At 46.8% G+C, this 16,773-nt stretch carries 13 protein-coding genes; 4 read left to right on the forward strand and 9 right to left on the reverse strand.

Features of this window, described 5'->3' with window-relative positions; genetic code table 11:
* Positions 1-459: 459 nt before the first annotated feature.
* Positions 460-1,299: a helix-turn-helix transcriptional regulator gene (locus tag AB4185_RS19020; protein WP_017061655.1), complete on the reverse strand. Its 840-nt coding sequence runs from the start codon at positions 1,297-1,299 to the stop codon at positions 460-462.
* A gap of 379 nt (positions 1,300-1,678) precedes the next feature.
* Between AB4185_RS19020 and AB4185_RS19025 the strand changes: the two genes are divergently transcribed.
* From AB4185_RS19025 to AB4185_RS19040, 4 genes are all read left to right on the forward strand, one after another.
* Positions 1,679-3,583, forward strand: a complete 1,905-nt coding sequence (locus AB4185_RS19025; protein WP_372135765.1) for a fructose-specific PTS transporter subunit EIIC — start codon at positions 1,679-1,681, stop codon at positions 3,581-3,583.
* Positions 3,584-3,676: 93 nt separating this feature from the next.
* On the forward strand, positions 3,677-4,894 hold the full coding sequence (gene manA, locus AB4185_RS19030; RefSeq protein WP_016785547.1) for a mannose-6-phosphate isomerase, class I: 1,218 nt from the start codon (positions 3,677-3,679) through the stop codon (positions 4,892-4,894).
* Between the two features lie 259 nt (positions 4,895-5,153).
* Positions 5,154-5,594, forward strand: a complete 441-nt coding sequence (locus AB4185_RS19035; RefSeq protein ID WP_372135766.1) for a PTS sugar transporter subunit IIA — start codon at positions 5,154-5,156, stop codon at positions 5,592-5,594.
* Between the two features lie 13 nt (positions 5,595-5,607).
* A complete protein-coding gene (locus tag AB4185_RS19040) occupies positions 5,608-7,020 on the forward strand; it encodes a fructose-specific PTS transporter subunit EIIC (RefSeq protein WP_372135767.1) in 1,413 nt (470 codons plus the stop codon).
* Between the two features lie 159 nt (positions 7,021-7,179).
* On the opposite strand, the gene AB4185_RS19045 is transcribed toward AB4185_RS19040, so the two are convergent.
* The 8 genes from AB4185_RS19045 to AB4185_RS19080 all read right to left on the reverse strand — a co-directional run bounded on the left by AB4185_RS19045 (position 7,180) and on the right by AB4185_RS19080 (position 16,661).
* Complete coding sequence (locus AB4185_RS19045; protein WP_372135768.1) at positions 7,180-8,316, reverse strand: ABC transporter ATP-binding protein; 1,137 nt, start codon at positions 8,314-8,316, stop codon at positions 7,180-7,182.
* A gap of 56 nt (positions 8,317-8,372) precedes the next feature.
* A complete protein-coding gene (locus AB4185_RS19050) occupies positions 8,373-9,107 on the reverse strand; it encodes an HAD family hydrolase (RefSeq protein WP_372135781.1) in 735 nt (244 codons plus the stop codon).
* Positions 9,097-10,566, reverse strand: a complete 1,470-nt coding sequence (locus AB4185_RS19055) for a CehA/McbA family metallohydrolase (RefSeq protein ID WP_372135769.1) — start codon at positions 10,564-10,566, stop codon at positions 9,097-9,099. Before AB4185_RS19055 ends, AB4185_RS19050 begins: the two co-directional genes overlap by 11 nt.
* A gap of 169 nt (positions 10,567-10,735) precedes the next feature.
* The gene (locus AB4185_RS19060) at positions 10,736-12,016 is read right to left on the reverse strand and encodes an extracellular solute-binding protein (protein ID WP_065584077.1); all 1,281 of its coding nucleotides are present in this window, start codon (positions 12,014-12,016) and stop codon (positions 10,736-10,738) included.
* A 6-nt stretch (positions 12,017-12,022) separates the two neighbouring features.
* Positions 12,023-12,970, reverse strand: a complete 948-nt coding sequence (locus AB4185_RS19065) for a carbohydrate ABC transporter permease (protein WP_171732871.1) — start codon at positions 12,968-12,970, stop codon at positions 12,023-12,025.
* Between the two features lie 23 nt (positions 12,971-12,993).
* Entirely contained in the window at positions 12,994-13,878 is an 885-nt protein-coding gene (locus AB4185_RS19070; protein ID WP_017064953.1) for a carbohydrate ABC transporter permease, read from the reverse strand.
* Positions 13,879-13,962: 84 nt separating this feature from the next.
* Positions 13,963-14,865 (reverse strand): LysR substrate-binding domain-containing protein, encoded by a 903-nt coding sequence (locus AB4185_RS19075; RefSeq protein WP_372135770.1) that lies wholly within the window; start codon positions 14,863-14,865, stop codon positions 13,963-13,965.
* A 170-nt stretch (positions 14,866-15,035) separates the two neighbouring features.
* Positions 15,036-16,661, reverse strand: a complete 1,626-nt coding sequence (locus AB4185_RS19080) for an ABC transporter substrate-binding protein (protein WP_372135771.1) — start codon at positions 16,659-16,661, stop codon at positions 15,036-15,038.
* Positions 16,662-16,773: the final 112 nt, after the last annotated feature.

The raw sequence follows: 16,773 nt of genomic DNA on the forward strand, positions 1-16,773 counted from the left end.
ATTGATTAGGGCTTGGTTATATTGTTTCCAGTTAGTTGTTCTGTAGCGAGGCTTTGGCATTGCTCTAAGTATGTGAGTGAACTTAGATGATCTGATCGTAGCTTTAAGCATTAGTTCCCTGATTTAGGAAACAAAGCCGTTTTCAATTTACTTGGCATTCATTAAATGCATCGCATTAATACATCAACTCTCACACGTTTAATTCAATAAAGAGGCAACGAAAAATAATAAGCAACTCGCAAGGCGAACCCTTAATGTTATTAATTGGGGGTTATTTAGTGAAACGGGATAAATAGAAATCGTGCCTAAAGATAAGGTTGGGAAATAAGGTGTAGAAATAAACGGCAGAGGAGAACACAAAGCAAATTGCTCACCACACCACAGAGTCCACTGTGGTGATCTAGTCATACAAATTTCGGTCGTATAAGCTCTGGTCAGAAAAGGTAATTTGAAGGGATATTAGATTGAACCACGATATTCGGTCGGCGTTCTTCCGGTGCGATTCTTAAACACGCGGCAGAAGTAGTTCACATCTTTAAAGCCACAACGTACCGACACTTCATTGAGCTTGAAATTGTATTTCTTGAGCATGAACTTGGCGCGGTCGATTCGCACACGTGTAATATATTCAGCCAGCGTCATGTGGCCTTGTTGACGAAACATTCGCGACAAATGGTTGGATGAAATACTAAAGCGCAAAGCGATGCTGTCTCGCGTGATCTGGCGGTGGAAATTCTCTTGGATATAGATACAGATCCCTTGATACACATCCTGTACGCGGCTGTGAGACTTCTCGACAGGCGCATCCAGCATCGTCTTGCTGTATTGAAGCAACGCTTGCAGCAATAATTCATCCATCGGCTGCTTGTTGCTCTCGCGCGCTAACGAGCTGAGCGCCTCCAAAATATTATCAATCGCAAAGCCAGAGCGAGTCTGAATACTATGCTTTTGGATATCGTAGAAGCTCTCTTCCCCTTTGCGCTTGCTCACCAAGCTTAAACCAAGCTGACGACGCCCAAACAACATACTCAGTACCGAACAATCAGTATCCCAGTTCGGCTTGTTCCAACAGTTAGGCGGGATGAAAATCGCATCCCCTGCTTTCGCAACAACATTGGTGATCTTGCGATCATGACTCTCCATTTCATTAATATACTCACCGTCGAGCACCAGCTCTAAACGCGGAAAGTTCACCTGATAACTGAATGCTGAAGGCGTGTGAAAATCTCCCGCAAACCAGATGTTATGAAACGGTTCTCGCTCGTTTAATACCGACGAGATTAGGTCATGAAATATCATTGTTTCGAACTCTTATAAGCAGCAATAAGGCTACGGGAATAGATATACTCCTTAGTGAAACATAGCGCTATTGAGCAAAATCACAATTTGAGATCTAGGTTACAAAAATCCAGTAGTGGAAATAAATCTCCAGTCTAAGGCCAGATTTAGAACACTGTTATCATGATAGAAAAATCAATCTAAGCCCTTATCAATAAAAGCGTTATAACCTCATAAAAGCTGTCAACACTCCCCCAAACAGGCACTCCTAACCGATCAAAATCACACTCCATTTATAAGGCAACAATCATCCAGTAAATGCATTTTTTCTTCACTACAGAAGGCAAGTAATCAATTCCAGAATACCCCTAACAAAATAAAAACAGAGTAGGGGTTCATTATGATCACGACATTGATCAATCAAGATTTGATTAAGCTTTCGCTTAGCGCTAATTCAAAAGAAGACGTATTTAAAGAGCTGATAGACGTGCTGTACGCACAAGGCCGTATTTCAGACAAAGCACAGTTTCTTGCCGACATTAAGGCTCGTGAAGAACAAGGTAATACTGGGTTTGAAGAGGGCATCGCACTGCCACACGCAAAAAGCGCTGCGGTGATCAAACCCGCGGTTGTTATCGGCGTCCACAAGCAGGGTATCGAATACGGCGCCGATGACGGTCAGCCATCAAAACTGTTCTTCATGATTGCGTCTCCAGATGGCGGCGATGATCACCACATCGAAGTACTGGCAGAGCTTTCTTCAAAACTGATTGAAGAAGGCTTTATCGAAAGCTTCATGAATGCTCAATCTGAACAAGAAGCATTAGAACTACTGCTTAGCAAACCTGAGCCTTCAGCAACCGAAACCAACGTTGAGAAACAAGGCTTCATCATTGGTGTGACAGGCTGCCCAGCTGGCGTTGCGCACACTTATTTGGCAGCTGAAGCGCTAGAGAAAGGCGCAGCGGCTCTTGGCTATGACATCAAGGTCGAAACCAACGGCTCGATAGGCGTTAAAAACAGCCCGACTCAAGAAGAGATCGAACGCGCAGATGCGATTGTGGTCGCTTGTGACAAACAGGTCGACATGGCTCGTTTTGCTGGCAAACGCGTTGTCTGCACTAACGTAAAAGCACCAATCAAAGACGCACAAGGCTTGATTCAGCAAGCGCTCAATGCACCTAGCTACCAAGCTGAACAAGCACCGACCAACCAATCTGTTGCAGAGAAAGCCTCGCAAGCACGTTCAGACCTTTACCGTTACTTGATGAATGGCGTATCTCACATGATCCCATTCGTAGTGACTGGCGGTCTTTTGATTGCCCTAGCACTAGCCATTGGTGGCGAGCCAAGTGAATCTGGCATGGCGATTCCTGCTGGCAGCATGTGGAACCAAATTCTAGAAGTCGGTGTGGTTGCGTTCACGCTGATGATCCCAATCTTGGCTGGCTACATTGCTTACGCGATTGCTGACCGCCCTGCCTTAACTCCTGGCCTTATCGGTGGTTGGATTGCTAACAACGGCTCTTTCTATGGCGCTGACGCGGGTACAGGCTTCATTGGTGCAATCATCGCTGGCCTATTAGTCGGCTACTTCGTTAAATGGATTACCTCGTTTAACTACCACAAATTCGTTCAACCACTTGTGCCTATCATGATCGCTCCGATCACTGGCTCTCTATTCATCGCGGGTCTATTCATCTTTGTTATCGGTGCACCTATCGCCGGGCTGATGGATGCTCTTACAGCACTGCTAACCAGTATGAGTACAGGCAACGTGGTTCTGCTTGGTATTGTACTGGGTGGCATGGCCGGTTTCGATATGGGCGGTCCATTCAACAAGGTGGCGTTCCTATTCTCGGTCGGCATGATTGCCAGCGGCCAAACTCAATTCATGGGTGCAATGGCGTGCGCAATTCCTGTGGCTCCACTGGGCATGGCTATCGCGACCAGACTTGGCCGTAAATTCGACCTGTTTGAATCTTCTGAAATCGAAGCAGGCAAAGCCGCTGGAGCGATGGGCTTGGTGGGTATCTCTGAAGGTGCGATTCCTTTCGCGGCTCAAGATCCAATGTCGGTTATCCCTGCCAACGTGCTTGGTTCAATGACTGCAGCGGTTATGGCGTTCTCATTTGGTATCACCAACAGCGTTGCCCACGGTGGCCCTGTTGTGGCTCTGATCGGCGCAATGAACTACCCAATGCTGGCACTGCTGTGTATGGCATCTGGTGCGGGCGTGACTGCGGTTACTTGTATCGCGCTTAAAAATCTACGCAAAGCCAAGCTAGCAACAGCAGCGGCTTAAGCCATTTCAACTCCAATGGCTTGAGTCCCTCTACTCTCGTATTTTAGTAAATCGAGTAGAGCTCAAGCCATGTTTCCCTTCATGGTGATCTCGATGTCTGATTTTTCTTTAGCGAACGACTCGTTCGTACAACGCTTTTTCTACCCTATGACCAACGTGATTCAAAACTACGCATGGGGTAGCCCGTCTTCGTTTAGCCAACTGTTTGGTATTGATAACCAATCTGGTGAGCCACAAGCGGAGATTTGGATGGGCGCACACCCCAATGGTTGCTCAATGGTGACTGATAACGGGCAACAGACCACATTGTCGAGCTTGATTTCGAAGAACCTAAACCTGTTTTTAAGCGAGAAAGTGGCGAGTCGCTTTGGCGAGTTACCTTATCTTTTCAAGGTATTAGCGGCTGAGAAAGCGCTGTCTGTTCAAGTACATCCAAACAAACAGCAAGCGGAATCTGGCTATGCTCTTGAAGAGCAGCAAGGCATTCCAATGACAGCTGGCAATCGTAACTACAAGGATCCTAATCATAAGCCAGAACTGGTGTATGCCCTAACGGACTACACGGCGATGAATGGCTTTAGGTCGATCAGCGAGATCCTTGAGCACTTCCATTACCTCGATATTCCTGAGCTGCACTCGATGGTTAACGATCTCGCGGGCGACCAAACGCCCAATGGATTAGCCAGCTTCTTCGCGAGCTTATTGTCTTTGCAAGGTGAACAAAAAGGCATGGCGCTGACCATGTTGTTGATGAAGGCGAAACTTTCAGATGCCCCTGTGTTCCAGTTGATTTCAGAGTTGGAACAACAGTATCCGGGGGATGTCGGCCTGTTTGCTCCGCTGCTATTGAACGTTATCACGCTAAAGCCGGGGCAAGCCATGTATCTGGATGCCGAGACGCCCCACGCTTACATCAAAGGCACGGGCTTAGAGATCATGGCGAACTCAGACAACGTACTTCGCGCAGGGTTAACGCCCAAGTATATGGACGTGAATGAACTGGTTTCTTGTACTCGATTTAAGGAAAAGCCTGCGGATAGGTTACTGCTCAGCCCGATAGAGCAAGGTGATGTGATGGAATACCAAATTCCAGTCGAGGATTTTAAGTTCTCTATCGTGCAAAACTCACATCAGCGACGGATCACTACCGAAGGTGCCGAGATCCTACTACCTCTCGACGAATCTATGGTGCTTACTCACCAGTGCGGCGAAACCTGCGTGATAGAGAAAGGCCAATCGGTATTCATTCCTGCTTATGCTGAGAGCTACAAACTGGACTGCGTTGGCCGAGTAGCGCGTGCTTACAGCTAGCTCCCTTAGAACTCAGTACAAAGTCTTACTGCCCTGCTCATGCGGGGCATTTTTGTTTCTGATGAGGCCGCTCGGCGTGTCAAAAACATAATCAAAAACACCATCAAATATGACCCATCTCACACTGGATGAATGATGCAAATCACACTTAATTTTGCTTGGTACAAATGTACAGTGAAGGGCTTTTATTTGCTATTTCGCGAATGCCGTTAATCCATTAATTTTAATTCAAGAACTTCAATAGTGAATGAGTTAATAAATGGTCACACAGCTAACTAACGTCAACTTAATTAATAACAACCTTCAAGCGAATAATAAAAAAGAACTGTTTGAAGAATTGGCAAGCATGTTATTTGAAAACAACCGAATCAGTAATAAAGAAGCCTTCTTGGCAGACATTGAAATTCGTGAATCTCAAAGCATTACCTCAATGGACGGCATCGCTTACCCACACTCAAAAAGCAAGGCGGTAACTGAGCCAGCAATCGCTGTCGGTGTTAAGCGTAAAGGTATTGATTATGGCGATGAAGACGGCATCAATCCAACCGTGTTTTTTATGATTGCCTCACCAGATAACGGTGCAGACCATCATATTTATGTACTACAAGAACTATTTGGAAAATTCAGCGATGAATTTATTCAAGATATCCATAACGCAAAAAACGAACATCAAATCCTTAATATTTTAATTAATTCATAAGGCGTAGAAAATTATGAGCACCCTAACAACTCAAGCTACGAATACCAATAATAAAAACAGTAGTAGCGACTTTAAAAAAATCCTTAGTACCATGAAAGGCCACCTGCTTTTCGGAACCTCACACATGCTACCTTTCATCGTAGCCGGTGGTGTTCTGTTGGCGTTAGCGGTCATGGCATCAGGCAAAGGTGCGGTTCCAGCAGACGGCTTGTTGGCAGACATCTCTAATATCGGTATCAAAGGCCTTGTTCTTTTCCCAATCATTCTTGGCGGCTTTATTGGTTACTCAATTGCAGATAAACCAGCACTAGCACCTGCGATGATCTCTTCTGGCATCATGGCTGACATGGGCGGCGGCTTCCTTGGCTGTATCGTGGCAGGCTTTATCGCCGGTGGCGTGGTGTTCCAACTTAAGAAGATCCCACTTTCTGCGAACATGACGGCTCTAGGTGCGTACTTCATCTACCCTCTTGTCGGTACGCTAATCTCTGCAGGTATTGTAATGTGGGGCATCGGTGAGCCAATCAAACTGTTCATGGCTTCAATGAACGAGTTCCTAGCATCAATGGCGGGGGCATCTAAGATGGTTCTGGGCACAATCCTTGGTGGTATGACAGCGTTCGATATGGGCGGCCCTATCAACAAAGTGGCAACCTTATTTGCTCAAACTCAAGTAGATACACAACCATGGCTAATGGGCGGCGTAGGCATCGCGATTTGTACACCACCTCTAGGTATGGCATTGGCAACTTTCCTATTCAAAAACAAGTTCTCTAAACAAGAACAAGAAGCAGGTAAAGCAGCAGCAATCATGGGCTCTATCGGTATCTCTGAAGGTGCTATCCCATTCGCAGCGAATGACCCAATGCGCGTTCTTCCTTCAATCGTAGCCGGTGGTATCGTTGGTTGTGTGTTTGGCTTCATGACAGACGTTCTACTGCACGCTCCTTGGGGCGGCCTAATCACTGCGCCAGTATCAAGCAACATCCCTATGTACGTGGTCGGTATCGCACTAGGCTCTCTAACCACAGCGGTTATCGTAGGCTTCTGGAAACCGGTAGCGGTAGAAACAGAAGAAGACATGGTTGAAGCACCAGTACAAGCTCAAGCAGCTCCTGTAGCAGGCGAAGGCGAGTACGACATCGTAGCAGTAACATGTTGCCCTTCTGGTGTTGCACACACCTTCATGGCAGCCAAAGCACTAGAAAAAGCAGGTGCGGCAGCGGGTCTGAAAATCAAAGTAGAAACTCAAGGTCAAAACGGTATTCAGAACCGCATCACCGACCTAGATGTGGCGAACGCGAAGCTGGTTATCTTGGCTCACGATATTCAAGTGAAAGACGCTCACCGCTTTGCTAACGCGAACGTGATTGAGTGTTCAACCAAGGAAGCAATGAAGAAAGCCGCGACTATGGTGGCTATCTAAAACCTAAGATTATTTAAAACCAAAGGTTATCTAAATAATCAATAAATTAGTGAATGTTCACTATTGATAAAGTAACTACCCCTAGTAACTAAAATCCCCATTCGTCTAGTCAACGAATGGGGATTTCTTTTTACAAAACAACTCGTAGGATCAACAGAATCAGCTCTTAGGATCGAGCGTCTCTTCGGTTTCTAAATCGAACAGGTGACATTGGCTGGTGTTGAAATGCAGCACCGTTTCTTCACCACTGTTTGCCGTGCGATCCGCATCAAAAGGCACGCGAGCCACCAGCTTATCTGCACCGAGTTTAAAGTAGATATACAGCTCATTACCCATCGACTCAACCACATCAAGCCTGTGCGTTTGAGTATTCACTTCCGCCAGCGGCGCATCGTGATTAGCCAGTTGAATGTGCTCTGGACGAACACCAAACCATACCCACTCACCCATCTTTTCACGAGCGATAATCTGCTTGTCTTGTGGCAGTGTCCAACGAGTCCCACTTTCAGAGACCACGTTCATCACGCCATCAATCTCATCCAATCTCACCTTGAGAAGATTCATCGCTGGCGAACCAATAAAGCCTGCGACAAACTTGTTTGCTGGGTACTGATAAAGGTTCATTGGCGTATCGACTTGCATAATCTCACCTTGATTCAACACACAGATGCGATCGCCAAGGGTCATGGCTTCCACCTGATCGTGTGTCACATAGATCATGGTGGCGTTCTGCCCTTCTTGCTTCAGGTTATTGTGCAGCTGTGCAATGCTGACACGAGTCGAAACACGCAGCTTGGCATCCAAGTTAGACAAGGGCTCGTCAAACAAAAACACATCTGGCTTACGCACCATCGCACGGCCAAGCGCCACACGCTGCCTTTGACCACCCGACATTTCACCCGGCTTATTATTTAGCAGGTGTTCGATATCGAGAGTCTTGGCTGCATCTTCAATTCGCTCATTGATTTCATGCTTTGGCAGCTTCTGTTGCTTCAGGCCAAAAGCCATGTTTTCGTACACCGACATGTGCGGATAAAGCGCGTAGTTCTGAAACACCATCGAGATACCACGATCTTTAGGTGGCAATTCGTTTACACGCTTATCGCCAATGTAGACATCGCCTTCTGAGATATCTTCAAGGCCTGCGATCATGCGAAGTGTCGTAGATTTTGCGCAGCCAGACGGCCCAACAAACACCATGAACTCACCTTCGCGAATATTCAGATCGACACCGTGCACAGCCTTAAAACCATTTGGGTAGGTTTTTTCTACCCCTCTCAGTGTGACTTCAGCCATAACCTGTCCTTAAATCAATTCGTTAAATACTATCTTTGCAATCTGTCGTGGACGTTTTAGCCACGTTCTTGCAGTTGGTTGAGCTCAAAATGGGCGACTGATGCGATAACCAGATCCGCCACTGGCTCTAACTCGCTGTGTTGTGCAGTCCCCGTCAGAACACCGACATTGCTTGCGCCTGCATTGCGGCCAAATTCCATATCCGAAACCGTGTCACCAAACATGATCACCTCATGAGGCTCAATACCGCATTGTTCACAGAAGGCATTGAGCAGTGCTGGCGCTGGTTTAGGTTCGATATCACCATCTGAGTAACCGACATAATCAAACATCTCGCTCAAACCCGATTGCTCTAGTGTGTAGATGGTTGAGTCTTTGGTGTCTGCGGTCGCGATGCCTAAAATCATGCCTTGCTGCTTAAACAGGCCAAGCTTTTCAGCCACACCTGGTAGTGCTTCAATCCAGCTTGGGTTCTCTTCCACTTCATCATTGAACGCCGCTTTCGTTACCTTGGTGAACTCAGCAAGCGAGACATTAGGCTGCAGCATGTTGAACCACGCTGTCGCGGTATCTTCCACTGGGTTTGAGGCTAATAGTCCATAGTTATCAACCACATCACCTTCCACGCCGATGGCCAAGAGTAACTCAGCAGGTGTGACATTTTGATTACCTTGGTGCTGGTCACTGTAAGATTTCACACGCTCACAAGCACCACGAGAAACGTTAAGCCACATCTTGTGGAACTCTAACAATGTGCCGTCTTTATCAAATAACATCGCCTTAAACTTCATCACGGCTCATTCGCTCCATTAGTTCTCCCCAAGTACGCACTAGGGGTTGGTTAAATTCTGGTTGTTTGCCGTCGAATACGGCATTGATGCAGCCTTCAAACTCACGTTCGTCACATGCAGATTGAGTGCTGTTCATTAATATCGAAGAGAGTTCTCCACGACGGATATCCACTCGGCACCAACGGTAGCCTTCATCAATATGGATACTTTGCAGCTCATCATTCAGAGCGATTCGTTCAACAATCTCGCCATCCACCACGCACTCAGCGTAGTAAAGGTTTTCTGAATCAGTGACAGCGATACGATAAGTGAGAGCCTGCCCTTGAGAGTCGTTGCCCGGCAGCAAATCACCTAAGTTGATGTCAAACTTCAGGCCACAGCGGCGCTCTAGGTAAACCTGCCCATTACGCAAACCAGACAAGATGCCTTCGCCGCTCAAACCATGGCTGTAAACGAAAGTTGATGGGTCACCGTAGATAGAAGGTTCATCCGATTTTGGATTGCGTTCATGGGGTTCAAGGTGTGAATCACTGCCGCCAATCGCCGTAATGCGTTGGCCACAATTCCACATTTCATTGAGAACCAATAACGCCTCTTCGGTCGCTTTTGGCGAGGTCGACCACGTTGGGTCACAACACACTTCAAACGTAGACACTTGGCTAAGATCCACTTGATCGTAATGCCAATGCCACGGCTTCATCATCGGGTGATTAATGCCAAGGGAACTGTGTCCACTTTTAGCTAAGTTCAATCCTGCTTCCATCGTCGCTTGGCTGCTGTGCTCAACGTCTCTAAGGTCTAAAGACTTAACCGGGCCATGCACATTAAAATGCCCGAGATCGGTCGTGACTTCTAACGCTGGTAAAAACAAACATTGGTTTGATACAGGCAGCTTAGGCTGGCAGATGTTGTGCTCGGTGAAGAAGAAGAAATCGAGCACTTGTGATTCAACAATATCTTTGGCCGCGGCCAAGGTATTGTGACCATCAGAAAGCTGAGTGTGAGCGTGTAAATCGCCGCGATACCAACGAGAATCAGAACTCAGCATATGGCTGTAATCAAACTCGATATCGTGATCACTTGTCACCGTTGGAGTCAGTTCTAACTCAGCATCGCTATTAACTGACTCATCAGAGCAAAGTACATCGACTTGATACTGCATCGCACGCTCGGTGCGAAACTCACCTTCAAGATTGTAAAGTTCTAAGAACCACTCACCTGATGGAATCGCACCATCAATCGCACCTAAACCAGAGTTTTTCGGTTGGATAGAGAGTGACTTGTGCGCCTTTTCAAATAGCACTTTGCCACGAAATGCTTGGTTGGCATCGTATGCCGCAGCGTATAAGAATCCTTTTTTCACCGTCGTACCAGTAATGGTTACGCAGTGAGAACCTGCTGGTACATCAAAGGGGATACGTACTCTGCCAAACGGCAGTTCACCTTGAAATTGGGTCATTGTCTTCACCAAATTCGTCCTAATTGAAGGACTGGGTAAAAAGAGGCCCACCCGAATAGATGGGCCTTTGTTAGTTCATCGTTCGCTATTAATAGCTATTCGCTGTTAACAACTATTCATTGCTAATAACTCTTTGTTTTTAATAAATAAGAGCTAATAACTTTACTGATTAAGAACGATTCGCTCGGTCTAGTGCGCGTTGTGCTTTCTTCGCCGCTTGTTTTAGCGCTTTGTCAGCCGGCACGTTTTGGATTTGAATTTGGTCCGCAGCTACTTTCAGCGCATCCATGATCTTACCGTTGGTAGGGTCAAGGAAATCTTTGGTCGCCGTGTTTGCTTGCTTCAACGGAATCAGAGCTTGTGGGTTGTCTTTAGTGAACGCTTGGTACTCTGGTACTTCAGAAACGCTGTTGCGCACAGGGATGTAACCTGTGAACATTGACCAAGCTGCGGTGTTTTTCGCGTTGGTGTAGAACTCAACAAACTCAAATGCACCTTTCGCTGCTGCGTCATCTGTGCCTTTTGGCATAACGTAAACCAGCGCACCCGCTTGTGGTGCTGAAGGGTTTGAGCCCCAACCTGGTTGTGTGGTTGCCGAAAGTTTAGTGAAGTCCAAGTCACCTTGGTCACCCGATGAACCGGTATAACCAAGTGCGTTATCTTTCATCACGTCATCAATGGTTTTGTACCAGTATTCCCAACCTTGACCGCCGTAATGAATACGCATGATTTGATCATCGTGGATCCACTTACGGAAGCTGTCCCACACCTCAACCCATTCAGCCGAGTCGATTAACACGGTTTTGCCATCATCACTGATGATCTTCGCGCCGTTAGAGAAAGCCGCGTCAATCATGTTGTCTTGGCCCCACATCGGCTCCCAGCCGTAAAAGGTCACGTTGCCTTTGTCGTCACGTTGGGTAACTTTCTCAGCCACCTTAGCCACGCCTTGCCATGTGTTTAGGTCTTGCTCAGTAAAACCGTTGTCTGCCAACACCTGCTTGTTGTAGTAAAACACTTGAGTTGTGCCGTAAGCAGGTAGGCCGATGATGGTGCCATCGTCTGCCGTCACTTGATCTTTAAACGCGCCAATGAAATCAGAGAAGTTGAACTCTTCATCCATAAACGGCGTTAGGTCACGGCTCAGACCACGCCCGTGCATCGCTTCCGCACGACCTGAATCTAATAGCACAAGTTCAGGTGCCGTTTTCGACGCTAAACCAGCTTGCAGCTTCTGGTAGGTTTCCGTGTAGTTACCTTGCAATGCAGGCTTCACCACATACTCATCTTGGCTCGCGTTGAACTCTTCGATGAGCTTAGTCATCATTTGCTGTGGCTTAGTACCACCGGAATACCAAAAGTTAACTTCGGTTGCCGCAAGAACACTGCTAGAGAACATAGACGCGCTTGCTGCGCCAGCACACACTAGTGCGAGAGTTTTTAGTTTCATTTCCGTTTACTCTTTTACGCCGTTATCGGCGATACCTGAAAGAATCGTCTTTTGACAAATGACGAATAGAATTAACAAAGGCAATACTGCAATGGTGCTCGCCGCCATAATTTGCGACCAGTTCAACCCATAGTTACCTTCGGCAATAAAGTAGTGACGAATACCAGTAGCGATCAGATTTAAATCCTGAGTCGTAATCACCAGGCTTGGCCACATGTAGCTGTTGTAATTGGTAATAAAAGTGATGAGGAACAGTGTTGCGACTGCTGCTCGGCATTGCGGTAAGATGATTGCCCATAAGATCTTGAGCTCACCTGCACCATCAATTCGTGCCGCTTCAATCAGCGACGGATGCACCTTGATAAACACTTGGCGTAGATAGAACACACCGAAAACCGACGCCGCGTTCGACGCCACTAGCCCCATGTGCGAATCCAACAAACCCAGTTTTGCTAAGGTGATATAAGACGGAATGTAAGTCACCGCGCCCGGCAGCATGTAACAACCCATCACGATGAAATAGAGCACGGTCTTTGAGCGAAACTTCAGCTGAGTCAGCGCATATGCAAACATCGCCGAATTCACAATCACCAAAAACGTAGTGAACAAAGCCACGCTAAAACTGTTGAAGATGTACAAGCCAAACGGCGCGCTGTGAAAGGTTTCGACAAAGGTTTCCCAGCGGAATTGCTCTGGAATCAAATCCAGTGGGTTAGCAAAGATCTCATCGTTGCTTTTCAGTGAACCAGACAACATCCACAAGAACGGGAACACCATAATGGTTCCGCACGTTGCCAAGAACAGGTGCTTAGCCAGTGCGAGGAACGAACGGCGATCCACTGAAATCTTCTTTGACGCAACCTCTGATTTGGTCGCTTTGGTTTGTGCTATAACTTTGGCTTTCGCTGCGCTCTGGTTTAATACTTGATTGGCATCCAATACTTGCGTGGTCATAATTCTGTCCTTTCAAAAATCGACTAGTAGTACACCCAGCGCTTGCCGATGTAGGTATTAATAAGTGCCAGCAATCCAGTAATCAGGAATATCACTAACGATGTCGCGGCCGCAGGTCCCATTTCGTAACGTTCAAACGCTTGTTGGTAGAACAAGTACAGCAAGGTACGTGTCTCACCACCCGGCCCGCCCTGCGTTAGGATCTGGAACTGATCGAACGCCTGCATTGCCGTAATAATGTTGACCACCACTAAGAAGAAAGTGGTTGGTGAAATCAGTGGAAGCGTAATCTTCAAAAAGCGCGTTAAGCTGCTGCAGCCATCAATCAAAGAAGCCTCATACAGTGACTCTGGAATCTTGTTGAGTGCACTGATGTAGAACAGCATCGTCCAACCAATCGCCTGCCACACCGTCACGATAATCACCGCAATCAAAGCCGTGTTTCCGTTCTCTAACCATGGAATCGCGCTAAACCCTGCCGACTCCAGTAAGTGGTTTGCCAAGCCCGATTTGGTCTCGAACACCCAAGACCACACGATCGAAACTGCTACCGTTGGCGTAATCCAAGGAGAGAAGATCACCGCACGATAAAACTGGCTGCCCTTGAAATTTTTGTGCAGCAGCATCGCAAACACAAGGCCAAGAATAATGGTGGGAATCACCACACCCACAGAGAACCAAAACGTATTGAGCATCGCTTGGATGAACTCGTAATCCTCAACCATGTACTCGTAATTTTCTAAACCGATGAACGAATAATCTGGCGAGATGTAATCCCAGTCGGTGAAGCTGATGTAAATCGAATAACCAAATGGTACGAGCCAAAAAGTAAACAGTGGCACCAACAACGGTGCAGTAAATAGCAGTACCTTTAAGCGGTTTTTCATTGGTTCTGAGAAAGCACTCATGGTGACCTCGTCCTTATTTGTATGCGGTTAAATTAAGGGGTTTGTGTGACAGGTTAGTAAGAGCGCCCTTCATTTTTTTTATGGCTACCCATTAGAAAATCTTTCTTCCAGTTCACCGTCTTCCATCTGGTGATAAAGCCAATCACAAAAGAAATTCACCTTGGCACTGCGTCGGTGTTTAGTAATCAAATAGTGGGCAGATTCAGCAGGCATTGATGACTCTGTCGCCAGAACCAGATCGTTTTTCTCTAACAGCTCAGACACCGCAAGCGAACGCACCAACAACACGCCAATGCCATGTTTGACCGCTTCTAAGGCGTGCAAAGAATTACTCACCTCCAATAACACCTTCGGTAGGGTCATCTCGAATTGGTTGTGACTCAACCATTGCAGCCAGTTCTCTCGGTAGCCTTTTACTTGCACGGTCGGCAGAGCAGAAAAATCATGCTCAACCAAGGAGTCTTGATATTGGTTTTTAAAGTCTGGGCTACACACCAACTGCCAATGTTCTTGAAACAGTCGCTCGCAATGGGTGTCTTCGCTTTCAACCTTGCCGTTGGTCAGCTCGATATCGACATTCTGACAAGGGTTGGTTGATGGCCAGTCCACCAGCTGAATATCGAGCCTGATAAAAGGGTATTTCTTATAAAAGGATGGCAGGCGAGGTAACAGCCAGTTATGACAAAAGGTGTGATTTACGCGCAAGCTGAGCACGTCGGTTTCTTTTTCCCCGAAGAGGATTTGAGTCTGTAATTTCAGGTGTGCTAATGAACCCGCAACAATCGGTTGATAGTGCTGGGCAGCTGACGTCAGCTTTACGCCTTTGGAGCTTCGCTCAAACAATGTGGTATCGAGAAAGGTTTCTAAACTTTTAAGCTGCTGACTCACCGCAGCTTGGGTAACACAAAGCTCGCGCGCAGCAGCGCCAATAGAACCGAGGCGGGCAACAGCTTCGAACGCAACAAGGGCACGTAGAGGGGGTAACATGGCTTCACCTGATTGAAATAAAAGTGAAAAATACTTCAATCAGGTTTCAGTTTTTTGCGCTTACCGTTACAGATTAATGACGAAGGGACGTTGATCAGATATTTATGATCAACGTCCCTTTTCTTTATTTCATATTCTTAGCGGTGTGTCGCCGCGTGAATCAAACGCAATTACTCTTTGATGTAGAGATCCTTAGAGTAGATACGCCCTTCTACATTGTTCTTCGCAAAACCACCAACACTTGGTCGTACTAGACGAGCCTGCATGTAGTAGTAAATTGGCGCGATCGGCATGTCTTCTGCCAGTAACTGTTCTGCCTGGTCGTAGAAACCTTGGCGATCTTGTTCGCTGGTTGCGGCTAGTGCGCTATCCATTGCTGCGTCGTACTTTTCATTGTTGTAGCGAGCAAAGTTACCTGAAGAGCCAGAACGCAACAGGCTCAAGAAGGTTGATGCTTCATTGTAGTCACCACACCAAGAGGCGCGCATCACATCAAAATCACCTTGGCGACGCGATACCAAGTAAGACTTCCACTCTTGGTTTTCTAGTTCAACTTGTGCGCCTAAGTTGCCTTTCAGCATTGATGCAATCGCCACTGCTATGGACTTGTTCGATTCACTGGTGTTGTAAAGCAGTTTGAAGTCCAACGGATTAGACGCATCGTAGCCCGCTTCTTTCAGTAGCTCTTTTGCTTTTTGATCACGCTCCTTCTGAGTCCAAGTACTGTATTCAGGTTGTGTCGCATCAAAACCAGCCGTGTACTCATGAGCAAAGGTATAAGCCGGTAAGTTGCCGACCTGAGTAACACCATTGGTGATAACGTCACGCATCATGGAATAAGAGACAGCCTTACGGACTCGTGCGTCATCGAATGGTGGTCGTGTTGTATTGAACGCATAGTAGTAAGTACACAGCAAAGGCACTGCGGTAAACGCATCTTGGTATTTGGTTTTTAGCTGCTGCGCCATATGTGTCGGCACGTCCGAAGTAATATCGACCTCGCCCACAGCATAACGGTTAATCGAGGCATTCTGGTTCTCAAACGGAATGTAAGTCACTTCGGTTAAATGCGTATCTGAACTGTCCCAATATTTCGGGTTCTTCTTCAGCTCAATGCGCTCGTTCACCACCCACTCGTCTAGCACAAATGCTCCATTACCAACAAATTGCTTAGGGTCGCTCCACGGCTTGTCGCTACTTTCTAGGGTTGCTTTGTGCACTGGCATCATGGATGTGTGGCCTGTCATCGCCACAAAGTAAGGCACTTTACTATCGAGTTCGAACTTCACCGTGTGTTTATCGACTGCAGAGATACCTAACTCTTCAACGGGCTTTTTGCCTTCGGCTACGTCAGCAATGTTGTTGATTTGAGTAAGCTTGAGATACCAAACATTTGGCGATGCCGTTTTAGGATCGACCGCGCGTCTTATCGCATACACGAAATCATCGGCCGTCACCGGATCGCCATTCGACCATTTCGCGTCTTTACGTAGGTGGAATACAAACGTCTGGTTGTCTTCGGTTTCCCAAGACTGTGCAACACCTGGGGTGATATTGCCATCGCGATCTTGAATCACTAAACCTTCAAATAGGTCACGTAGAATGTGCATTTCTGGCAGGCCTTCTGCTTTCGCAGGGTCAAGCGTCGCCGCTTCTGCATCGTTAGCACGAACTAAATGTTGTTCTTTCGCCAGAGAAGTTCCCGCAGGCAATGTGTCAGCAACGGCAGTTACTGAGATAAAAGGGGTCAATAGAGATGAAATGAGTAAAGCCGTTGAATGTTTTTTAAAATCCATGTTTGTTTGCTCTCCTAGCCTATCTTTGAAGCAAGTAATAAAATTAACAATGCGACGGTTGACGAGTTTTGACGCTATGGTTTATTTAAAGGGGTTCATCTAATGGACTTAG

It is taken from the genome of Vibrio sp. 10N.286.48.F5, from assembly GCF_041469785.1.
GTDB classification, from domain to species: Bacteria; Pseudomonadota; Gammaproteobacteria; order Enterobacterales; family Vibrionaceae; genus Vibrio; species Vibrio crassostreae_C.